This window comes from Chryseobacterium sp. ERMR1:04, from assembly GCF_001297705.1.
Lineage (GTDB): Bacteria > Bacteroidota > Bacteroidia > Flavobacteriales > Weeksellaceae > Chryseobacterium.
Window position 1 is genome coordinate 830,605 of the sequence record NZ_LIRF01000008.1, and the last position, 20,084, is coordinate 850,688.

General features: G+C 33.3%; 17 protein-coding genes. All 17 read right to left on the reverse strand.

Translation table 11 applies throughout. The annotated features are described in order from the left end of the window. Positions 1 to 383 precede the first annotated feature (383 nt). Positions 384 to 1,472, reverse strand: coding sequence for a hypothetical protein (locus tag AMQ68_RS21065; protein ID WP_082384239.1), 1,089 nt, complete (start codon positions 1,470 to 1,472; stop codon positions 384 to 386). A 279-nt stretch (positions 1,473 to 1,751) separates the two neighbouring features. After that, complete coding sequence (locus AMQ68_RS21075) at positions 1,752 to 2,030, reverse strand: helix-turn-helix domain-containing protein (RefSeq protein WP_054512550.1); 279 nt, start codon at positions 2,028 to 2,030, stop codon at positions 1,752 to 1,754. Between the two features lie 139 nt (positions 2,031 to 2,169). After that, the gene (locus AMQ68_RS21080; RefSeq protein ID WP_054512551.1) at positions 2,170 to 3,594 is read right to left on the reverse strand and encodes a hypothetical protein; all 1,425 of its coding nucleotides are present in this window, start codon (positions 3,592 to 3,594) and stop codon (positions 2,170 to 2,172) included. Continuing rightward, positions 3,585 to 4,808, reverse strand: a complete 1,224-nt coding sequence (locus AMQ68_RS21085) for a site-specific integrase (protein WP_054512552.1) — start codon at positions 4,806 to 4,808, stop codon at positions 3,585 to 3,587. Before AMQ68_RS21085 ends, AMQ68_RS21080 begins: the two co-directional genes overlap by 10 nt. A 353-nt stretch (positions 4,809 to 5,161) precedes the next feature. Continuing rightward, on the reverse strand, positions 5,162 to 5,317 hold the full coding sequence (locus AMQ68_RS25850) for a tyrosine-protein phosphatase (protein ID WP_160318003.1): 156 nt from the start codon (positions 5,315 to 5,317) through the stop codon (positions 5,162 to 5,164). Beyond that, positions 5,314 to 6,060, reverse strand: a complete 747-nt coding sequence (locus AMQ68_RS21090; RefSeq protein ID WP_082384203.1) for a tyrosine-protein phosphatase — start codon at positions 6,058 to 6,060, stop codon at positions 5,314 to 5,316. Before AMQ68_RS21090 ends, AMQ68_RS25850 begins: the two co-directional genes overlap by 4 nt. A gap of 147 nt (positions 6,061 to 6,207) precedes the next feature. Beyond that, positions 6,208 to 6,792, reverse strand: a complete 585-nt coding sequence (locus tag AMQ68_RS25750; protein ID WP_241775194.1) for a hypothetical protein — start codon at positions 6,790 to 6,792, stop codon at positions 6,208 to 6,210. Further along, entirely contained in the window at positions 6,780 to 7,499 is a 720-nt protein-coding gene (locus tag AMQ68_RS21100; RefSeq protein ID WP_054512554.1) for a hypothetical protein, read from the reverse strand. Before AMQ68_RS21100 ends, AMQ68_RS25750 begins: the two co-directional genes overlap by 13 nt. A gap of 58 nt (positions 7,500 to 7,557) precedes the next feature. Next, complete coding sequence (locus AMQ68_RS21105) at positions 7,558 to 8,760, reverse strand: hypothetical protein (RefSeq protein ID WP_054512555.1); 1,203 nt, start codon at positions 8,758 to 8,760, stop codon at positions 7,558 to 7,560. After that, positions 8,741 to 13,027 (reverse strand): DUF4280 domain-containing protein, encoded by a 4,287-nt coding sequence (locus tag AMQ68_RS21110; protein WP_054512556.1) that lies wholly within the window; start codon positions 13,025 to 13,027, stop codon positions 8,741 to 8,743. The genes AMQ68_RS21105 and AMQ68_RS21110 overlap by 20 nt, the downstream gene beginning before the upstream one ends. 17 nt (positions 13,028 to 13,044) lie before the next feature. Further along, positions 13,045 to 13,839 (reverse strand): hypothetical protein, encoded by a 795-nt coding sequence (locus AMQ68_RS21115; protein ID WP_054512557.1) that lies wholly within the window; start codon positions 13,837 to 13,839, stop codon positions 13,045 to 13,047. Positions 13,840 to 13,861: 22 nt separating this feature from the next. After that, positions 13,862 to 14,278, reverse strand: a complete 417-nt coding sequence (locus AMQ68_RS21120) for a hypothetical protein (RefSeq protein WP_123905750.1) — start codon at positions 14,276 to 14,278, stop codon at positions 13,862 to 13,864. A gap of 97 nt (positions 14,279 to 14,375) precedes the next feature. After that, positions 14,376 to 14,822, reverse strand: a complete 447-nt coding sequence (locus AMQ68_RS21125) for a hypothetical protein (RefSeq protein ID WP_054512559.1) — start codon at positions 14,820 to 14,822, stop codon at positions 14,376 to 14,378. A gap of 14 nt (positions 14,823 to 14,836) precedes the next feature. After that, positions 14,837 to 16,180, reverse strand: coding sequence for a DUF3289 family protein (locus AMQ68_RS21130; RefSeq protein ID WP_054512560.1), 1,344 nt, complete (start codon positions 16,178 to 16,180; stop codon positions 14,837 to 14,839). A gap of 1 nt (position 16,181) precedes the next feature. Then, positions 16,182 to 18,086, reverse strand: a complete 1,905-nt coding sequence (locus tag AMQ68_RS21135; RefSeq protein WP_241775195.1) for a type VI secretion system Vgr family protein — start codon at positions 18,084 to 18,086, stop codon at positions 16,182 to 16,184. 215 nt (positions 18,087 to 18,301) lie between these two features. Next, positions 18,302 to 18,706, reverse strand: a complete 405-nt coding sequence (gene tssD, locus AMQ68_RS21140) for a type VI secretion system tube protein TssD (RefSeq protein ID WP_054512561.1) — start codon at positions 18,704 to 18,706, stop codon at positions 18,302 to 18,304. A 362-nt stretch (positions 18,707 to 19,068) separates the two neighbouring features. Continuing rightward, positions 19,069 to 20,046: an AraC family transcriptional regulator gene (locus AMQ68_RS21145; protein WP_082384208.1), complete on the reverse strand. Its 978-nt coding sequence runs from the start codon at positions 20,044 to 20,046 to the stop codon at positions 19,069 to 19,071. Positions 20,047 to 20,084 lie beyond the last annotated feature (38 nt).

The following is a 20,084-nucleotide window of genomic DNA, read 5'->3' on the forward strand; positions in this document are numbered from 1 at the left end:
TTTAATAAAAAAGAAAACTTTTAAATACTTTTAATATATATTTTAGTAATTCCCGCAAACCCTTTACAGATAGTCGTTTGAGTTAAAAATGACAGGAGTGCAATACCGCAATTGACAGGAGCGCAATACCGCAAAAACAAGAGTGCAATACCGCAAAAACATCAATTATGTCCGAGCGCAATACCGCAAACAATTGGTGATTCACCAAGATTTTTCCTAATTGCTGCTTTTCAATTAAAAATTTGATGTGGAAAAGAGTGCAATACCGCAAACCTGATATTTAAAACTTATATTTTAACATTTCCTTAACTTCAGAGAGTGTAATACCGCAATTGGAGAGAGCGCAATACCGCCAACACAGGAGTGCAATACCGCAAACTAAGTTATATTATAACCGGATAAGCATCTGGAAATCTTTTTCCTGTTTCCGATTCCCTATAAATTTCAATGAGGAATTTTTGTAATTCTTGAAGAAAGTAAATACCTCTTACATTAGTAGAAGTTCTTCCTTTAGTCCTATTTTCTTTAATAAATCTTTTATAAGCTTCCTCAATCTGAAGTCTTATTTTTAAAATATTAGAATAACTATACAAAAACCTAGTTAAGTCAATGTTTTCCAAATAATACCTTTTTCTAAAGTATCTTATTCTTTGATTTATAAGTCTAGCATCATTAGCTTTTTCTGTTAGAAGTCCTCTCTCAATATTTTTGTTTAAATAAGGAATAATGGAAATGGCTTCATACTCGTATTTATAATTGAATGATAAATGGTTTAATTTATTGAGGTTTAGCCTGATTGGCTTTAAAAACTTGGTACAGAAATCATTTGGATTCTTATAATTAAGATTAAATTTCTGATTAAAGGTCGAAAGTTTTAAAGTCGTGCCATTTTCAGGGATCTTTGATAGCCATATTGCAAATAAAATATGTTTGTTATTTCGTATTTGATAAACCAATTCATACATTATATGATTATATTCTGTTAAGACAATTAGTTTCTTAAGCCAAAAACTACTTATTAAAAAAGAAGTATATCCTCTTTCTTCATAAGTTGGTAAAGAAATCAGCCCCCCAAAGGTTTTAATGTCCTTGCCTGCTATGTTTTTTGATGTATACCATCCCATTCTAAACCTTGCAAGATATTCATACGCTTCAATAATCTGCTTACTGGATCTTTTTCTTGAAATTTTGTTATTTCTGATCTTCATTGATATGAATACATTGTTTTCAGTTTCAAATTCTTCATCAAAAAGAGTAAGTTGTCTAACCTGCTTTTCAGGCATAAATTGATCATTTCTCAGAATTGAGATTATATTGAAAATAATTCTTAAAGCATTTATGGGTATATCCGTTGCTTTATTATCTTGAAACAAAAAGTCATCGGCAAATTGATTACCTATTCTTATAAATTCAACCTTCTGAATGTCATCATAGCTTTTCTTAACAATTTTTCTACTTTGATCGGAAACCATATGAGTCATTTTTAATTTCTCGTTAACTCTTTAATAATCTTTTGAAAAATTGAAATTGTTTTGAAAAAAATTTCTTCAATATTTCACTTAAACTTTTTTTATAGTACTTCTCTACGAAATTTTCCTGAACCAGAATGTTACAAGCTAATCTACGAAGATGGTGTCTTGATAGTTCCGGATCTCTTTGAATAGAATTCAAAAAATCTTTCCTAACTGTATTATTAGGTAGAGAATCTAGCTGTTTAATCAATTCGTGTAATTCGTTCATTACAAGTTTGACTATTTACGATTTCTTCTACCGTATTCCAGAAGCTCTTTTTTAGAATAGTAAAATCTCCCACTGAAATTATAATAAGGAAGATTCTTATTTTTTCTCCAGTCAATAATTGTAGGAATAGAAACGTGTAGGAATTTTGAAGCTTCTGTCTGAGAAATTAGATCTTCAGGTTGACTTTCTTCATTTTTTGAAGGAATTATAAAATTCTGTGCTTTATTGAGAATAATCTCAACTGCTTTTTCTAAATCACCCTTAGAATGTGAATAAAGTTGTATTGACATTTTAATAAACTTTTATTGGTTTTTCTAATGCCAAAGTTCAAGTTTAAAAAGACAAAAAAATAAATTCCGCTAAAAAACGGAATTTAAAAACATTTTAAAGCAATGATAATCAGATAAATAATTTCATAACATGAAATTACTATCGGACTAATGAGTTTAGCTCATTTTGTGTTTTTCTGTCTAATTTAAATCTATCCATACTATGGGCTTTATATATAGAAGTATTTTTTTCATGCTCAGGCTTATTGGCAAAATGAGTTAACAAATATTGTAAATCAGAAATATTATAATCAAACTCCAAACTTTTATAATTATTTAAAAAGCGCATAATATATTTTATATTTTCAACAGTCAGTTCATTAGTAGTAGGAAATATTTTAATAGATTCATTGGTGACAAACTTAAATAAATCCTTAAAATCTCTTTTCAACTGTTTATTACCAGGTAAAATTTTGTCAACTAAACCTTCGAATAACATAATAGTTTTTTTAAGATCAATATTCACTTTAAGTAAATTTTTGTAATTGCTACTGTTGAGCATATTTTTAATATCATCTTTTAATAAATTCTCATTTTTAACTTCATCATTGTAAATAAGTAATTTCTTATAACCATGAACACTATCGTAAATATTAATATTATCATCACAATAATATTTTTTATCATAGTCTTTTACAAATTCCAAATCAGGTAATTCAAAATCTATCGAAACAATAAAAAAAGTAATATAGTATTGAGGATCATATTTACTAAGTTTTCTTGGAAAAAAGTATTTGTCTAAATATGTTAGCAATTCATCATTTTCATCTGAATAGCTTAATGCACGACTTCTAAAATCAAAGTAGTTATAACACTTAATATAGTTACATTTTGTTCTCGAAGTAATTTCTTCAAAAGCCAAATGAATTTTATTATTAATAATTTGAAAATTATCTATAATTTTATCCTTATCGAAAAAATTGAATTTCTCCGAAATAATCTTCATATGATTCTCTAATTCTTTTGTGCCTTTGAATAAATAAGGATAAAGATTGATTACATCCAAGTCACTAAAAGCAATATCATAGTTTAAAAATTGTGATCTTCCGTAATTAGAATGATCTTGATATCGTTCCATTACTCGTCTCATTATCTTATTAAGTTCTATATTAAAAAACAAATCAATAATACATACAGAACTATCATTATCTGTGAGTCTGTATTCAATATTAACATCTTCAGGAAAAGAATGATCTATAGGAATTACATAACCAAATTCTCCGTATGCTTTTTCAAATATCGAATTATTTTCATGCCTATAACCATAAGTCTCTAACTGGAATAATAGCCCCATGACTGATAATAAATGATCTGAATGCTTATTAAGAATTTCATGGTTCCTATTTATAAATTTTTCATGCTCTTTAAATAAAAAGAAAAATTTTTCTGAAGCACCTAAATATGAAATTTCTTCATATTTTTCTAAAATCGAATATGTACGTGAATCCTTTTCCAAATAAGAGCTTAAAATATTAACAGATTCAGGTGTGATATATTTTAAGATAGTTAAGTCGTTTATTTCCATGCCTTATCCATTTGATCGTCCGTAAATGCTTCAGTAACTTTCATATATTTATCTAAAACTGCATCTTTTTTAATATTTGCAATCTTCTTAATTGCTTTTGGCTCCATTCCTAAAAGAAGAGAATTCGTGATAAATGTTTTCCTAGCTGTATGGCTTGTAATAAATTTACATTTAGGCTGTGTTAAAGATTTTTTTTGATTGCCAACAAACCAATGTATTGTAAAAGGTTGTGTAATTTCAGCTTCTTCACAACACTCTTTTACATATTCATTAAATTTTTGAGATGAAATATGGGGTAATGGTTCGTAAATAGTACCTTTATACTTATTCAAAATCTCTTTTGCGTATTTATTTAGCTTAATCGCATGATTTTGAGTTTTCGTTTTTTGAATTGATAGAATTATATGTTCTTCAGAGATATTTGCTAGGTGAAGTTTTGAAAGGTCTGAAAATCTTAATCCCGTGAAGCATCCCATGCAGTAAAAATCTCTAACATGGCTCAATCGTGCGCTTTCAAATTCTTTATTATAAAGAATCATTAATTCTTCAAAAGTTAGATAAACAATATCGATATCATGCTCAGTGGCAATAAATTTTTCATACTCTCGATTGGAATGATAACCCTTTTCTTCAGACCATTTAAGAAATGATTTTAAGACTTTAATGATTTTGGCAAAGTAGTTTTGTTTAACTTTCTTATCCTGGTATGAATATTCCATTAGAGTCTCAAAGAATGGAGTGTTAACTTGGTCAAAAGAGATAATAAATCCGGAATCATCACAAAAATTTTTAAGATAATTTTTTACTGTAGTTTGCCCCTTGGTTGTATTAGGAGTTTTCGTAAGTTTCCCTTTTTCTATATACTCATCAAAACATTGAAAGAAGTCAAATTTATTTTCAACTAATTCTTGTCTTTTTTCAAAAAGCTCATTAAACTTTTCTGATGAAAACTTAATATCATTGACTTTCAAATAAAGAAAAAGCTTATTCACCTTATCCTCGATCTGTTGTAGGTCGTCATTAATGATCTGGTAATTGTTATCTTTTTCTTTCTTCAGGTTGGGTTTAACTCTATGTCCCGTCCAATGATTTTCTAAGACAGATAAACCGGTATTTTTCCTAATTCTTTTCCCATCATGACGTACAATAAGCTGTATTGGAATTAAGCCATCTTTATTTATTTTTTCTTTTCTTAATTCAAAAACTGTCTTCATTCTTAACTTAAATTAATTTAAACTAGATAAAGGGTGGCTAAATAGGTGGTTAAATTTGATTTTAAATTAGCTAAAAATGATTATATTGACTATTTAGAAATCCTTTATAATTCAAAGTTATTGAATATAAATGAATTAAAGATAAAGAAATTTTAAGAAAATTATATAGTACCCCCGCCCGGGGTACTAAAAACCCTCTGTAATTTTATTACGGAGGGTTTTTTATTTTAAGATGGTTCCTAAAAAGGTATTTTTACACTTTTACTATCTTATTCTAATAGTATCTCATTTCTAAAGATGAGCGTAATCTAAATACTCCTTATAAGAAACTACTTTTCCTTTTTTAATTAATTTTATCTAGAAAGAAGAATATTCTTAATTTTTTCTTGTGTGGCCTTATCAATATCAAGTCCTTTTTCAAAGTAATTTTCTATTGAACCATAATTTTTCTGAACTGTGCTAAAAGAAGCGTCTAAATATTCTTTTTTTACACCAAGTACATCAATCAATATATTTTTTTTCCTCCTGCAGCTACAAAAGAATCGATCTGTTTCTTGTAGGCAGGGATTAAATAGGTATTTGATTCTAAATAATTACTATAAATCTGATCTTTTGGAACTCCTAATAAGCTTAGAAGAGAGGCAGCAGCCCAGCCTGTCCTGTCTTTTCCTGCTGTACAGTGGAAAAGGGCAGGTAAATTATTTTTATTGGCAATAGACAGGAAGAAATCATGATATGCTTTTTTGGCACTTGGTAGTTCTACAAGGTCTACATAAATTTCTTTGAACAACTCTGCAGCCTTGCCATTCCCCATTGCTTTATTGACCTCTGCAGGATTTTTCAATACCTTGGATAGAGTAGCGGCACCTACCGTGCTTTTATCTTTCAAGACATCCAGCCATATTTCTTTTGTGTGGTTGGGTAATTGATCTGGAGATTCTTCTCTTTCTGCAGCTGTTCTTAAATCATAGACGGTTTTTAGGTGTAGCGAATCTAGCTTTGACTGATCTTCCGCAGAAATAGGATTCAGCTGGTTGGAACGATACAATAAACCTTCTTTTATTGTTTTGCCGGTTGTGGTAGAATAGCCTCCCAGTTCCCTAAGATTGGGTACCGAATGGATGTTCAAGTTTGCGCCTGCAATTACGTCTTGGGTAGATTCTATTTTTACGGTCTGGTTGTTATGACAACCTAAAATTGGAATGATCATTAAGGGTAAAATAATTTTTTTAATACTGGTGTTTCTCATCATTTATTTTTTAGATTAAAAAACATTTTTTCTAAAGTCTGGTTGTGACTTCCTTACTAATTTACAATATTATTAAGTTCTGAGAAAAATTTTACAGCCATTTTTTTGGTGTTATCTAAAAAAGCATACCTTTTCAGATATGCTTTTGTGTTATTTTTTAGGATGTTGTTTCCGCCATTCTGTGATGTTTAATGGTTGATTATCTGTTCCACAAGTGCCATTGTATTCACACTCTTCAACAAAGTATTCATCATAGTCAGCATTATCCCACCATTCTTTAAACTTTGGAAGGCTGAAGTAATTATTTTTTTCTAAGATGTCAATATCTTTTTGATTTAGAAAAAAGCGTAGCCTTCCCATTATTTTAGAGTGGCTGTCATAAGAAGGGTTGTATTTATATTGTTCTGCAAAATAGGCTAGATTGGCCATTATTTTTACTCTGTCAGCTTCTGTTAAAATTTTTGATTCTGTGTTTCCGTTATTTCCCAAATATTCTAGATATTGTTTGATATTATTCAGCGTGAATCTATTTTCTGAGGCATCATTTGGAAGGTAAAGCTTTTGTAATACTTTAAATGTATTGGCGTGTAATCTTGCCGTTCCATCACAATCCTTTGTCCAAAATAATTTCCCAAAGTCTGTTGGATTATTTTTATCAAACTTTGTCTTTTCTATTACCCATTTCAATAAATCAGTATCTTGAGTATATCCGTAAGTTTTTACTAAACCTTCCATGAAATACTGTCATTTAATATTAACCATTTGTATTGAGCTTTGTTGTCATTGAACAAATACATATTACGGGCAATAATTGTTTGTATATTATGGTTGCGCTTTACTTTTAGATCATATTCATCTGAGCGATTCTCCAGATCTCGCCATTGCTCAATATTGTATTTCTCTTTGTTATAGATGTATTCTTTAGGTAGCTCTTTTTCTTTATTGGCAATGTTTGGATATTGTGACTGATAGTCTAAAATTTCAGGGAGATAATAAAAATCGGCAATAAATTTTTGATCTTTAATAATATAAGTTCCATTATAATCAATAAAGTTATTAGGTTCCAGAATGAGATCTCTGCTACATGTATCAAGATAATTAAGATAAAGGTATTTCTTATCTGAGTTAGGGATAATTATCCTTCCAAAAACGGTTCTGATCTTTTGATTAAAAGCGTCATTGCTTATAGTTTTATATCCATTATCCTTTAAAATTTTCGCAACTGTTCGAACTTCTGTATCTAATTCTTCTATAGCGAATGATTTTTTCATTATTTCAACACCCGCTTCTTTATTATATTGATTTGCGCCCTGCCTTAATTGCTTTTCTAATATTTTTTCTTCTGTAGTTTGTGATTTAAGTAAGATATTAATGAGCAGAAAAATGAAAAGAATAAGTGGAGGTGATGGAAATGGGGTTTTAAGGCTGATTTTTTTTTTCATAATACTCATTGTCACATTTTTCAAAACACACAGATATACTAATTGTCTGGTTCTTTTATTATTGAGAACTGTGCTCTATTATTCCTTCTACTCTCATACTACTTTCTTTTAAATCAGGGAGTCCATAATAATTGTTTTTCTGGAATACAGGAATGATATTTTTATCACTTACTACACTATTATAAAGTACACTTTCGGCATTCCAAATTGCATTGCCTGAATTAATACCTGCAAAATCTAAGTAAAAAGGATCAACTGTATTACCGATGTACGCTAATATTTTGTATTTTTCATCTTTAGTAAATGTGCTATTATCTTTTAAAGCATATCCAAAATTCTCTAAAGCTGTTAGCAACCTGTTTTCATTAGATTTAGTATGATCTTTGATATATTTTAGTAATTCTGTTCGTATTTCTAATTCTCCTTTGCAATTTTTAACGAAAATAATATCTCCTATATCAGAAGCTGTTTGATATTTTTCAAGATAATCATTCATAGCAAGATCGGTAAATTTAGGCTCTCTAGTATAGCCAAACTGTTTAACTAATGTTTTAACAAATATAGGATCTTGCGTAACCAGCCAGGTAATGTATGTTTTATTCTCATTAAACAGATACATGTTACGGGCAACTATTATTTGAGCATTTTTTTTCTGTTGCTCTTTTAAATTAGGAATGTCTTTCCAGCGTTTTACATGCTGCGGACCATCATTGGTTGTTATATCAATAGTATTTTCTTCCAATTTTTTTAAATCTGGATATAGTTTTTGATAATCAATCAATAAAGGAATAGGATAGAAATAGGATATTAATTTATTTTTTTTTGAAACATATAAATTCTGATTTTCAGAAGAGAAGGGCAAAAAGTTTAACTCTTTATCACATGTATTATAGGTGTCTAATTTTAAAAAATTAGTGTTGGAATTATAATCTATTTTTCTTCCAAATATATTTTCAATCTTTGCTCCGAATTGATTGTTATCTAGGGTTTTATATCCGTTAGATTGTAAAATAGAATCTTCAATTTCAATTAAAGCTTCCAAATCTTTTTCAGAATAATTACTAAAACTTCCATATTCTTCGGCAGCGCCTTTTTTTAATTGTTCGGCCAAAATAGAATTTATTTCCATTTTTTCTGTGTTTTTAGCATTTGCATGTTGATTGGTTATTTCTTGCTTTTTTTGCTGACATTGGATGAGACAAAAAAAACAAGAGGCAATTAAAATCTTTGTTATAACTAGTTTACGTTGAACTTTCGCCATTGTCATCTGATTTAATATCTAAATTTAACGCTTTTTTACTTGCTTCATCAGCGGATGAATAATTATCATTATTATTTAACTTATCAATGTCTTTAATAACGTAACCCTTCGGCTTATAGAAGCCTCTAAATATTTTGTAGTGTACTGTTCCATTTTTTTCTGTCCAAGATACAAACACACTACCGCTGCAATTATAGCTTGACATCTTAAGCTTATCTGATTGATTTCCTCCCAGACACGCATAAACATCAGTTCCTGGCAATTTTCCGAAAACAAATGTTGCATGCCCTGAAGTTTCTATTTTAGATCCTGTAGAATTACAATCAGAAAATATAGCTACAGCGCCAAAAAAGACCTCACATTTTTCTGCTTTTGGACTATCCAAGAACATTCTTGAACCGGCTGAATGAGGGCTGGGAAGATTTTTTTGTTCAATACACCAGCAAACAAATGATGCGCACCATGCAGTACCACTTCCTGCATCTGTACCGCCACCATCTTTATGATAGGTTTTGATTCTGCTGTCAATAGTACTTTCATCTTTTCCTCCATAGGTTTTAGCTTCAGCAATTGCGTTTTCCATCCAAGGACTTCTTCCTGCAAGGTTGATATCTACAGCTTTGCCCCATTCACACTCAGAGGTTTTAAATGTTTTTGAAGTATAATCATCAAATGCTTTTTGCTTTTCCTTATAGTTGTCGGACGCTTTCCCATCTTCATCTTTTGTTGCGACCATTTTCCCTACTTTTTTACTTACGGGTAAAGTGTCTTTTGAACCATTAACGATGGTGTTAATACCTTTCCATTTGAAAAAAGCCATAGAAGATATGACTGATACAGCAATGTTTGTTAAAACCAGATCGGGATCTATAATGATATCTGCTCCTTCTTTTTTTGTATACGTATTGGCATATGCATAGGCTTTTCTCCCTGTCAGCTGTATTAAACCTTTACCTCTGAAGTTCCATCCATCTCCCTCTTGTGTATTACCGATTTCTTTTCCTTTATCACTCGTAGGAGAGTACGCCCAATTGGCTATATTTTTCTGGTTTTCCTGAGTAACTCCTGGGATAGCTGGAGTTTCCACTGGACGTCCCCAAAGCTTTGCATTTTCTCTTCCTTCAGTTGTCTTAAATGCTGCAAAAGTGGTTGGGAGTTTTTCCCAGTACCAGTTAAAGTTTTCTCCCTCTTTCAGATGGAGAGAAGTTCCTGTTTCCACTCTTGCTTGGGCAAACAGGTGAGCTTTATTCCAGCAACTATTCATTCCAATCTCTTTCATATATTTTGTATATGCCGCAGCTACTTGGGCTAATACGGTAGGGTCTGCATTGGGAAATATTTCTTTTAACTGATCAGCAGTTATGGGAGCATTACATCGCGGACATCCTCCTCCTTCTCTTTTCACCTCAGCCATTTCCACCACCACAGGCATCACTTCATTATCTATAGCTTCGGGTGTTGCCTTCTGGGAAACTTTTAAGCAACCAGCTTCATAAAAGATAAACTGTTTGCGGAGCTCCAACATTTCTTCCTGAGTGAAAGGGGTTCCATCTTGTTTGTAAGCTTTGATGCCTAATTTTTCCATGTCTTCGGTACGGACCAAGCTAGCAGGAAGACTATCATTGAGGGTAACCTGCATTTTTTCTGCTTTCCAGATTTTTTTGTTGGGATCAGCAGGATCTTTCAGCTGCCTGGAAACCTGTGCTATATAATAATCGAAATTTTTAGGTGGCGTTTTCCATTCTTCCTTTGCTGTAAAAGAAACTTCTAGTAACCCATCTTTACCTGTTTTTTCCTCTTTGTAAGTTTCTTTGCTTTCATGGGTATAGACGATGTGGTCTCTTTCGTTCAATCCTTCTTTGGGAACTTCCTTGAAGACATCAATTTTCAAAATTTCTTCCGTCATATTAACGGTGTGTACCCAAATTTTATGAGTTTTACCGTAGAAAGTCTGTTCGCGCTGAATACTTTTCCCGTCTTCAGACGAAAACATAATAGAAACAATTTTCTGTTCAGAAGTAATAACTAGCTCTTCATTAGAGTCTAATACTTCAAGATAAGTCGTAGTGGCATCTATCACCACGGGACGTGTTCCTTCTATTGAAATATTGGCAGGGAGTACAACGTCTGTTGCGGTTCCGGATTGTAGCTCTATGGTAAATACCAATCGATAAGTTGGGGTAGGGTTTTCTGTCGTTTTCGGGATGGTCTCGGCTAGTTTTTTCTTATAATCCTCGGTGGTATTGATCATGAAAGAAGCTTTACCTTGGCTGTCTAGCGTTACGCTTTTTTCTTCCAACATAAATTGTTCTTTCTGTTTGTAAAAATCATCACCTTCGCCTTTTACCCAGATTTTTACTTTTAAGGCTTGATTTTGAAGGCCGTCAATTTCAACAAAACCATAGGTCTCTTCCCCGAATCCTGTTTCTGTACGTTTAACGCCCGTTCCGTAGGCCCAAAGTGCCCTTTTTACAGTGGGTTGAGAAACTTTTATTTTGGTCTCTATTTTTTTATTATCCGTATTACTACCGGTTAGATAAGCGGAAATAGTATATTCACCCAATTCGTTGAAGGTGAGGGTACCATCTCCATTGTCGGTCACGTTTTGTGGAACTTCTACTTTTATGGCTTCATTTCCAGCGAGGGTTGCAATTCTTGCGGTACCTGTATATTTTACTTTTGTTCCTTTGGGAATGTTTCCTGCAGGGAGTGTGAATTTATCAATTACATTGTTAATGATCTCAAAATGAAAGGTATCTGATCCTGTGAATGCCGGCTGTTTTGTTGATCCTAAAGGACTGGCATACGCTTCCATTATATATTTTCCGATATATTGTCCGCTAGATAGGTGGGCATCTTGGCTTAGGAAAGCATCTGCTTTTTTATTGATGACAGCAGTTTTAAAGGAAGAGGAGCTTTCAAATGCGGTAATCCTTCCTGATCCTTCTCTCTTCAAATACCAATGCACCGTTTTTCCTGCGGCGGGAAGATAGGCTACATTAAACTTTGAGGCCTGAATTTTAAGCATGTCTCCAGAACGTAGCAATCCGGGCTCGCCGCTCACGCCCATTACACTTAGAGTATTTTCAATTTTTATTTCTACAGATTCAGGCTTGGGATCATTGGGATCAGTGAAAGCTTCCAGTGTATATTTCCCCGCATTTTTAAAGATCAAGCTTGCGGTTCCTCCCAAACTTCCCACTGCGACCAGATGAGGTGAAGCGATGCCTGAATCACTGTTGTGTAGTATGGTTGTCCCTTGTTTAATACGCCATTTTGCCATGGTCGTTAGAGGCATGAATGCGTTTCCATTCAGCATTTTCATCTTATCAGCTTGGCTCGTGAGTTTATATTCTACAGAGACAGGAAAGGGAATATTTACCAACGTAGAATCTCCGGGAACAACTATTTTTTTAACAAAATCTTTTACCACTTCAATAATGATGGCGCAGTTTTTATCACCAGCTTTTTTTCCGTAAGCTTCTATTCTGTATTTTCCTTCAGAAAGATTATCAAAAATTTTACTTAATGATTGGTTGAAAACACTTCCCAACCCGATAAAAGTTTTCACTTTGTCTTTGGTATCTTCGCCTTTGAAAATGGCCCAAATAATTTTTGTAGCGTCACCTTTAAATTGGGCAGTTAACGTTAAATTATCTGAGGATAAAGGATTAAAAAAAGAGGTTAGAGGATTTGATGGAAGCTTGACATAGTAATAAGTTCCAGCTGGTTTAGCAACAGGAATAGGAAGGGTCATTGCAATAGAATTCACTGATGTAGTGGCGGAAGATGTTCCTGAGGTTTCCCATTGCGGAGAAGTGTTGGCTACAGAAAACTCGTCTGCTTCTTTTACATCGATCTGTGAAACATTGTTGGCCTGTCCGGTAGTTGCAAATGCCACCGTTCCGGGAACTCCATAGCCAGGGCATGTAGCGGTAGAAACATCCAATAATACTTTCATACTCTTATTGAATTCTACATTTTCGTAATAATCTTTATATTTAAGGCTGCATTTGGCTTTGCATGGATAAGGCTTGCCGTCCGATCCTTTACAGTTACCGAACCCGTTGCCTCCTCCAAAACTTTCAGCTTTATCATCCAGATAAGTGGCTACAGGTTTACTCTGTGCGAAATATTTGTTTTTGCCGAGTTTCTTTTTCTGGCTTTTTACCTCCATCGGAACAGCTGTTCCTTTAGCATTGTTGGCTACAGAGCTGCTACAATATGCGGTAGCTCCTTCTACAATAATAAATCCTTTATCTGCCATGTCATGTGTTCATGAAGTTAAATAATACTGCTTATTTCCCTGTATACTATTTTATCTCCTTCCGAAAGGGTAAAATCAGCTTTCTTCTTAGAATACTGCTTTTTAGGAGAATTATATTCCATTTGTATGGTAAGTTTTGCTTTATACTGCGCTGCTTGGTGCAGATATTTTTTATTTATTTCTTCTTTAATGTTTTCAGGAACAATAGTTTCTGAGGTAAAGAAAGCATCAAACCCATAATCTCTTTGTTCAGCGTTGATGGTTCCTGTGCATTCTATATTTCCGATTCCTTTGATATTCCAGGTGATGGATTCTTGGTTTTTTCCGCCATTGTCTACATAAGAAGGTGCAAAGAACAGAAGGTTCCAAAATGGTTCTCTGAGTTTATTTTTGTAAAAAAGCTCTTCATCTTCTAATATGGTAAGATATTGACTCCTGAAGACCTCGGCATTTTGATATTTCTCCTGTATTCCGGAGGTTTTCTGTTTCCAGTTTTCTATATGTTTTTTATGGTCTGCAGCATGAAGAAAAACACCTTTTTCATCTACTTTTATTTCTACAGGATAAGATCTTTGCTCAAGCTCATGAAGAATTTCCATAAAACTATTTTCCGATGGGAGCGGGGCTTCTTCTATTTTTTCTATCAGCCAGTTTTTGGTATGATCTTCATTTTCTATTTCCTGTATATTGAGCTTGCAGGAAGAATGGAAGCCTTTAGTTTCTCCAAACCGTACTTCAAGCGAACTTTCAGCATGATAAAGATGCGTTCCTGATGAATATTTCTGAAAAGGTTTTACTTGGTTTTCTTCCATGCTGAGGTTTTGTTATTTTACTTTATAGGTCTTTTCTTACATACTGAAATGAAATTCCATTGGGGTTATATAGCTTACAACAGAAAACAAGTTTGTATTTATAAAACTTTGGATCCAGATCTATTTGGTTAATTTCTTTTGCAATCTGCATTGAACTTTCTTTCACCGAATCGGTTTTAATTTCACAAAAGTTTTTACTGTACAGATATAAAGTATAGGTGGCTGTATCCTTTTCTATAATGTCTTTTTCATATTCTGGTGTACGCTCTATTTCCTGAATGTTATATTTTGTTTTAATTTTTTCTAATACTTTTTTTTCCTGTACATTTTCAATTCTTTTAGGATTGGAGAAATAAATTAGCCAAGAAACTGCAAAAAAGCTAATTCCAAAATAGAGTATCACACAGGTTAAAACTCCTATAAGTATCCATTTTGCCATTTTATTCATTATCTAATGCTATCAGTATTTTAGTATCCTTTAGATTGACCCATCAGAATGTTTTATTTGAAAAGTCAATTATTTATTACTATTCATTTTATTTAGCTTTTTCAAATATTATTTTGCCATTCTTGAAAATGATAAGATGCTCTTCAAGCTGGGTATCCACTATATCATACCATACTTTAATGACCAGATCATCCTGATGTCCTTCAATACCTCCGAATTCATTATCTCTTGCAGATTCCCTCATATTTTTTTTATAATTGGCAAAAAATGAATCTTTATAGAATAATATCATTTTTGCATTTTTCACTATATTTTTATTTTGATCCAGATAATTATGGATGTATAAAGCAAGATCTTCGGACTTGTAATCACTATAGCCGGAGATCGTATAATATTGAATTCCGAATTCCAGTTGTGAATTAAATTCTTTATCTACCGGTTGTATGCTGATATTTTCCATTTTTGTATTGTTATAAATAATGATGCCTGCTATAACGGCCAGTGCAAGAATGATAATGTAAATTTTTTTGCCCATTGCTTTTACTCGTTTTAAAATGTTCCTTTGAGTTCCCCTACAATATCCAGCTTGGTAATAAAGGGTTTATAGCCTCTGAAATGCTGTAAAATAAACCAACTGTAAAAGATATCCTTATCATATTTTTGAATGTCCGGATAATCCAGACCAAAATGATCATAATAAATATATTCCAATCCCATTTCAAAACTGCGTCCGTTTTTTTTATACCGCGTAATATAGATCTGATAAGCCCATACATCATTAATCGTAATACCTAGTCCACTGAATTTATCGCTAAATTTAGGATTGTCTACTCCTCTGTCAACAAGGTATTTATATAAAATTCCGTTTGATGAGTCTGTGATTTCTAAATTCTGAATATCCCCATTGTTTTTAGTAAGATAAGATTGAATTACAGATTTAATAGAAGAAATAAAAGCTTGTGATTTTTCATGTTGAACTACTGCATCAGTAAGATCCTTATCTGAAAATTCACCTCCTGAATTGGACTGCATTTTATCAACCATTTTTTTTGCAACGGTTTCTAATTTACCTTTTGAATACCATTCAATATCGCTTTTGAAAATTTTAAAAAGATCATCGCTAGATTTTTTACAGAATTCTTCTACTTTTTTTAGAGTATAGTCTGCATTTTGTGTTGCATTATCTGCTCTGGAAGTATTATTATACCAGCTATCCTGTTTTTCTGCATCATAGTTTTCTGAATATAGTTCGGCTCTTAGTTTATCAAATCCTGTTTTGTTTTCTGGATAGTCATTATAAAGCATATCAATTGCGGTATCATTACTACTGACTTTTTTCCCATCTTTAACGACTATTTTTTTTCCTTTTCTTCTGGTTCCCTGTAGGATAAGCATTGGGAAAGTAAGACCTTTTACGGCTACATCAACACTTACTTTGTCAATAGGACTTTTGAAATAAGCATATGCGCGCATAGAATAGCATGGAAGTTTTACCTGTATGGTTTCAGTGCTTCCTTCTATGGAAGAATAGTCAAAAGAGAAAGGAATAGAAACTCCATTGATCTTTAATTTCCATAACAGTTTTTTATACTCGTTCTTTGCTGCAGACCTGTTAAAAGTTGCTTTAAACCAATGTTGTTCACCTTCTTTTGGTTTATCTATGTTTCCGCCATTGTCATCTAAAGGACCCTCCACTTTTGTAACGAGTAGAGTATTGTCTTTCTTTGCCTGATAATCATCCAGTTTCTTCCCTCCATTTTTTCCATAAAAGGTGTTTTCCTGTGGAGATTTAAAGTCAAGAGCTCCCTGAGAAGCATCTTTCATGATCTGCTCTGCTTCTTTATAAGACTTTCCAAAGACATTCCGTATGATATTTCCGCCTTCGCCTGCCATTTTACTGCATTTTTACCTGTTTACCACTATTGATGTTCACCTCCTTAGCGCTTTCTACATTAATCGCATCTTTTGTGCTGATGTAAGAGCCTGCTTCCATATTTTCGGTGATGTTTTTAGCTCTTGAGCTTCTTCCTGCTTCTGCGGTTTCAATGATATTGCTTGCTGTTAAGTTATAATCATCATTGGCCGTTTCGGTAATATCTTCACCCGCCATAATGTTGATATTTCTCTGGGCGGAAGCAATAATATTTCGGCCTGCATTCATCTGTATATTTTCGCCTGCAGTGAAGGTCATATTCTTTGGAGCATTCACGGTAATATTTCCTTTTCCGTCCATCAAATAAGTATTTCCACTTGGATCTTCTATAAAAATACTGCCTTCCTGATCATTAAAAATGACTTTATTTCCGCTTCTGGTTTGTATCGATTTAATATGATTGTTTACATTTCCTCCAAGACCTACTTGCCCGTGAAACATACCTCCCATCGCAAAAGGGAAATCTGGATGATGATACTCGAATCCTACCATTACCTGATCTCCAACTTCAGGAATTGCTACAAATCCTCTGTTTTGGGTAATAACGTCTGTTCCTCCTGCATCAGGACTCATCATTCGTATAAAATGAGTGGCATCAGGATTCCTTTGCCAATCAAATTGCACCTGTATCCTTCCCTGGTTGGTAGGATCTGTATTGGATATTACGGTCGCCACCTGAGGCTCAGCTTTAGGAAGGGTAAACTCAGGTTTCGGCATAAATCCTGTTCCTTCAGCAATGGCTTCAAAAGTTCCTGTGTAATATCCTCTGGCATTCACTTCATGGGTAGCTTCTGTAATCGTAAGCTTGGTGAAATAAGAGGTCTGGCTGGTGTCTGGTTTACGCATTTCAATATCTGCATGACAACCGGGATATAGAAATGGAACCGTTGTGTTTCCTGAAACGGTAAATACTTCTACTGCGGCACTTCCTGCGGCGCTTTTCTGCGAATCTCCAACGTCCATAAACATATTAGGATTTACAGGAGCAGGAGAGAGTGATCTTGTTTTGAAGATGTTGTTGTTTAATTCATAGGCTTTTGCCGGAATTTCTCCTAAGTGTCTGATATTGCTTTCAGAACCTGCCATTTTAGTATGACTAGTGCTGCTGTATCCGAAAAATTCAGGTTTAATGTGTACGGCTTTCAGTTCTACCTGAACATCGCTCACATTACTTCCATAAATAAGACGTACCGCTTTTTCAGAAGAGGGTAGTTTTCCAAAATGAAGAACCTCACCATCATAATAAAACTGTTCACCATAAGCTTCTGCTGTTCTGGCGAGATAATTATAGTGCGTTTCGTTATACTGAGAGCTGTAGTTGATGTAGCCATTGTTTTGGGGTTCAACCCTAAAATCAAATTTAGTGGAACCTAGGGTTTCTTTAATAATACTGTCGGCAATAATTCCCGTATTTACAGATTGGCTCCCTCCGAAACTTTGGGTATGGGGAGCAGAATCCATTAAAATAGTCGGACTTTGACCTTTTAATACAATATTCCCTAAGCTCATTTTTTCTTGGCTGAATGCGGCTTTGGTAATAACTCCTACGAAAGTTCTTTCAGGGCTGTCATTTTCATAATCTTTGTATTTAAAAACAACGGTTATACGCTTTCCTAAAAACTGACGGGCTTGTTCTAAGTTATGATTCTGAACTTCTCCTAAAGAATCATGAGCCAGAATCAATTCGAAATTGTGATGTCGTCTTGCGCTCTGTTGCAGGCGGAAGTGTTTGAAATGTTTTACAATTTTCCCTTCGACCACAATATCCAGTTTCACCACACGGTTGATTCCAGGGATGTTATTCTCTGAGATCTTATCTGAATTTGAAGTATTTTTATTCATATTTAAAGTGTTTCTGGGTTTCATTATTTTTAACGCTATTGTAAAAACATACGAGGTGTATTCTATAAAAAGGAAGAGGTAGAATGCATTGGATATGTTGTAAACAGAGTAGGCGTTTCATAACTGCTACCGTTAAGAAGATGATCTTCAGGACGAAAGTAGTAACCAGCGAAAAAAGACAGAAAGGCATCCTTATGCCAGGGGACCTTTCTGTATGAAGTTTTTAAATACAGATATTCTTAAGAAGTAGGCCAGATTCCTTCGTACGCAGAATTACCATAATTAATTTTTTCTGCGCTCACGATAAAACTGATCAACATGCTGTTTTCATCCACTGCATCGAAATCTACTTCGTGCTGAATGACATATCCGTTTTCCCAGTTTAAAGTGATGAGTGTGCCTTCTTCATGTGATTTGTTGAAGGTGATCTCTCCAGAGGTAGGCTTGTATTTGCCATTTAACAAACTTTCAAGAATCTCAGATTTCTCTGTAGCTTCTATTGTTAATTTAATTAATGCATTAGATGGGTCTGATGCCACGCGTCCTGATACATCGGTAGATCTTGAAACGCTGTAGTTAAGTTTAAGAAGTTTTTGACCTTCGCTTCCGTTGAATTTTAAAATTCCTCTTGAATTTGCTGCCATGATTTGTAAATTTTAATTATTAATATTTCAATGAGTTGTAGTTGATTATGTGTCAAATATATATCGTTCGCTATTATCTGCAAAATATTTTACATTAAATCTCAACTTTTGTAGTAGTTCTACTACTTTTGAATTTGAAACAAGAGTAAAAACCTGTAAATCAAAATGTTAATTATTATTAAATCAGGCAAAAAAGAGTGAGAGAAGACCAATTTGTAAGGATTTTTCATCTAAAGAGGAATAATGACAACCAATAGAAATGATAAAAAGCGATGATGCTTTTTAATAAAAACCTTTTGAAGAAATTTAAGCTTTGCGTTTAAAATAAAATAGCATAAAAAACTAAGCTGAACCTACATTCTTCAATGTTTACGGTAATAGCTTGGTCCAACACCTATTTCATTTTTAAAAGCGACACTGAAAGACGATGGGGAAGCATATCCTAAATGATACGCTATTTCTTTTATGGAGAGATCTGAATTTTTAAGCAGATGAAGGGCTTCTTTCATCCTGAGTTTAGCTGCATAATGAAAGACACCGTCGCCAAATAATTCTTTGAACCCCTTTTTTAATTTAAACTCGTTGATCCCAAATCGTATAGAAAGCTGTTCTATTGTATAAAATGATTTCAGGTTTCCTTCAATAAATTCCTTGATCTCCATTAGCGTATGAATGTCAGAAGTATTAATGGAGGATTTATTCTGTACTAAAGGCTTCTCTTCCTGATTTTTTGCAAACTCAAAAATAAGCAGCAACAGGCTTAAAATTTTACTCTTGATAAAATAGTCTCTGTAAAAACCGTCCAGCGTACATTTTTTAATCTCCAGTAAAATACTCATCATCTGCGGGGTTATGGGAAGACCTTCAGGGAAGAGGCTCGCAGACTTTCCTAGATCTACTTTTGCGATGAAATTTTGCAGCATAGGGCTGTCTTCTGCCAGTTGATGAAAATAATCTTTGGAGACGTAAATATCTAGATTTTTATAACAGATTTCTTTTTTAAAGAAAATTTTAATATCAGCATTTTCTGGAGTAAAATAAATATAGTGATGATGAAGCTTATACGCTCCGGGCTTACCATTTACCGAATCTCTGATAACATCTGCACCATCAAGAAAAAAAGCAAGTTCTATATACTTCACTTTTTCCGTTCGGAATTTCATCGTATAATCTGCATGATAAGAATATCGGTATTCTTTTACTAAGAACTCATCATTATTATAATGGGTAAGGGTTTCAAATTTCCCCAAATCATTGGTGAAAACCTCATGTGCTCCATGGCTGTTGTCTTCACCGAAGAAATCTAAAATCTGTTGTGTTATTGTATGTTCCTCTCCCAAAATCTAACGTATTTATCCCAACCTCAAAAGTTTTTCCT

What these genes read in the sequence shown, in the direction of transcription:
- AMQ68_RS21065 (WP_082384239.1), bottom strand. Translation starts at nt 1,472, where the DNA reads ATGGTTTCCGATCAAAGTAGAAAAATTGTTAAGAAAAGCTATGATGAC.
- AMQ68_RS21075 (WP_054512550.1), bottom strand. Translation starts at nt 2,030, where the DNA reads ATGTCAATACAACTTTATTCACATTCTAAGGGTGATTTAGAAAAAGCA.
- AMQ68_RS21080 (WP_054512551.1), bottom strand. Translation starts at nt 3,594, where the DNA reads ATGGAAATAAACGACTTAACTATCTTAAAATATATCACACCTGAATCT.
- AMQ68_RS21085 (WP_054512552.1), bottom strand. Translation starts at nt 4,808, where the DNA reads ATGAAGACAGTTTTTGAATTAAGAAAAGAAAAAATAAATAAAGATGGC.
- AMQ68_RS21090 (WP_082384203.1), bottom strand. Translation starts at nt 6,060, where the DNA reads ATGATGAGAAACACCAGTATTAAAAAAATTATTTTACCCTTAATGATC.
- AMQ68_RS25750 (WP_241775194.1), bottom strand. Translation starts at nt 6,792, where the DNA reads ATGGAAGGTTTAGTAAAAACTTACGGATATACTCAAGATACTGATTTA.
- AMQ68_RS21100 (WP_054512554.1), bottom strand. Translation starts at nt 7,499, where the DNA reads ATGAAAAAAAAAATCAGCCTTAAAACCCCATTTCCATCACCTCCACTT.
- AMQ68_RS21105 (WP_054512555.1), bottom strand. Translation starts at nt 8,760, where the DNA reads ATGGCGAAAGTTCAACGTAAACTAGTTATAACAAAGATTTTAATTGCC.
- AMQ68_RS21110 (WP_054512556.1), bottom strand. Translation starts at nt 13,027, where the DNA reads ATGGCAGATAAAGGATTTATTATTGTAGAAGGAGCTACCGCATATTGT.
- AMQ68_RS21115 (WP_054512557.1), bottom strand. Translation starts at nt 13,839, where the DNA reads ATGGAAGAAAACCAAGTAAAACCTTTTCAGAAATATTCATCAGGAACG.
- AMQ68_RS21120 (WP_123905750.1), bottom strand. Translation starts at nt 14,278, where the DNA reads ATGGCAAAATGGATACTTATAGGAGTTTTAACCTGTGTGATACTCTAT.
- AMQ68_RS21125 (WP_054512559.1), bottom strand. Translation starts at nt 14,822, where the DNA reads ATGGGCAAAAAAATTTACATTATCATTCTTGCACTGGCCGTTATAGCA.
- AMQ68_RS21130 (WP_054512560.1), bottom strand. Translation starts at nt 16,180, where the DNA reads ATGGCAGGCGAAGGCGGAAATATCATACGGAATGTCTTTGGAAAGTCT.
- AMQ68_RS21135 (WP_241775195.1), bottom strand. Translation starts at nt 18,086, where the DNA reads ATGAAACCCAGAAACACTTTAAATATGAATAAAAATACTTCAAATTCA.
- tssD (WP_054512561.1), bottom strand. Translation starts at nt 18,706, where the DNA reads ATGGCAGCAAATTCAAGAGGAATTTTAAAATTCAACGGAAGCGAAGGT.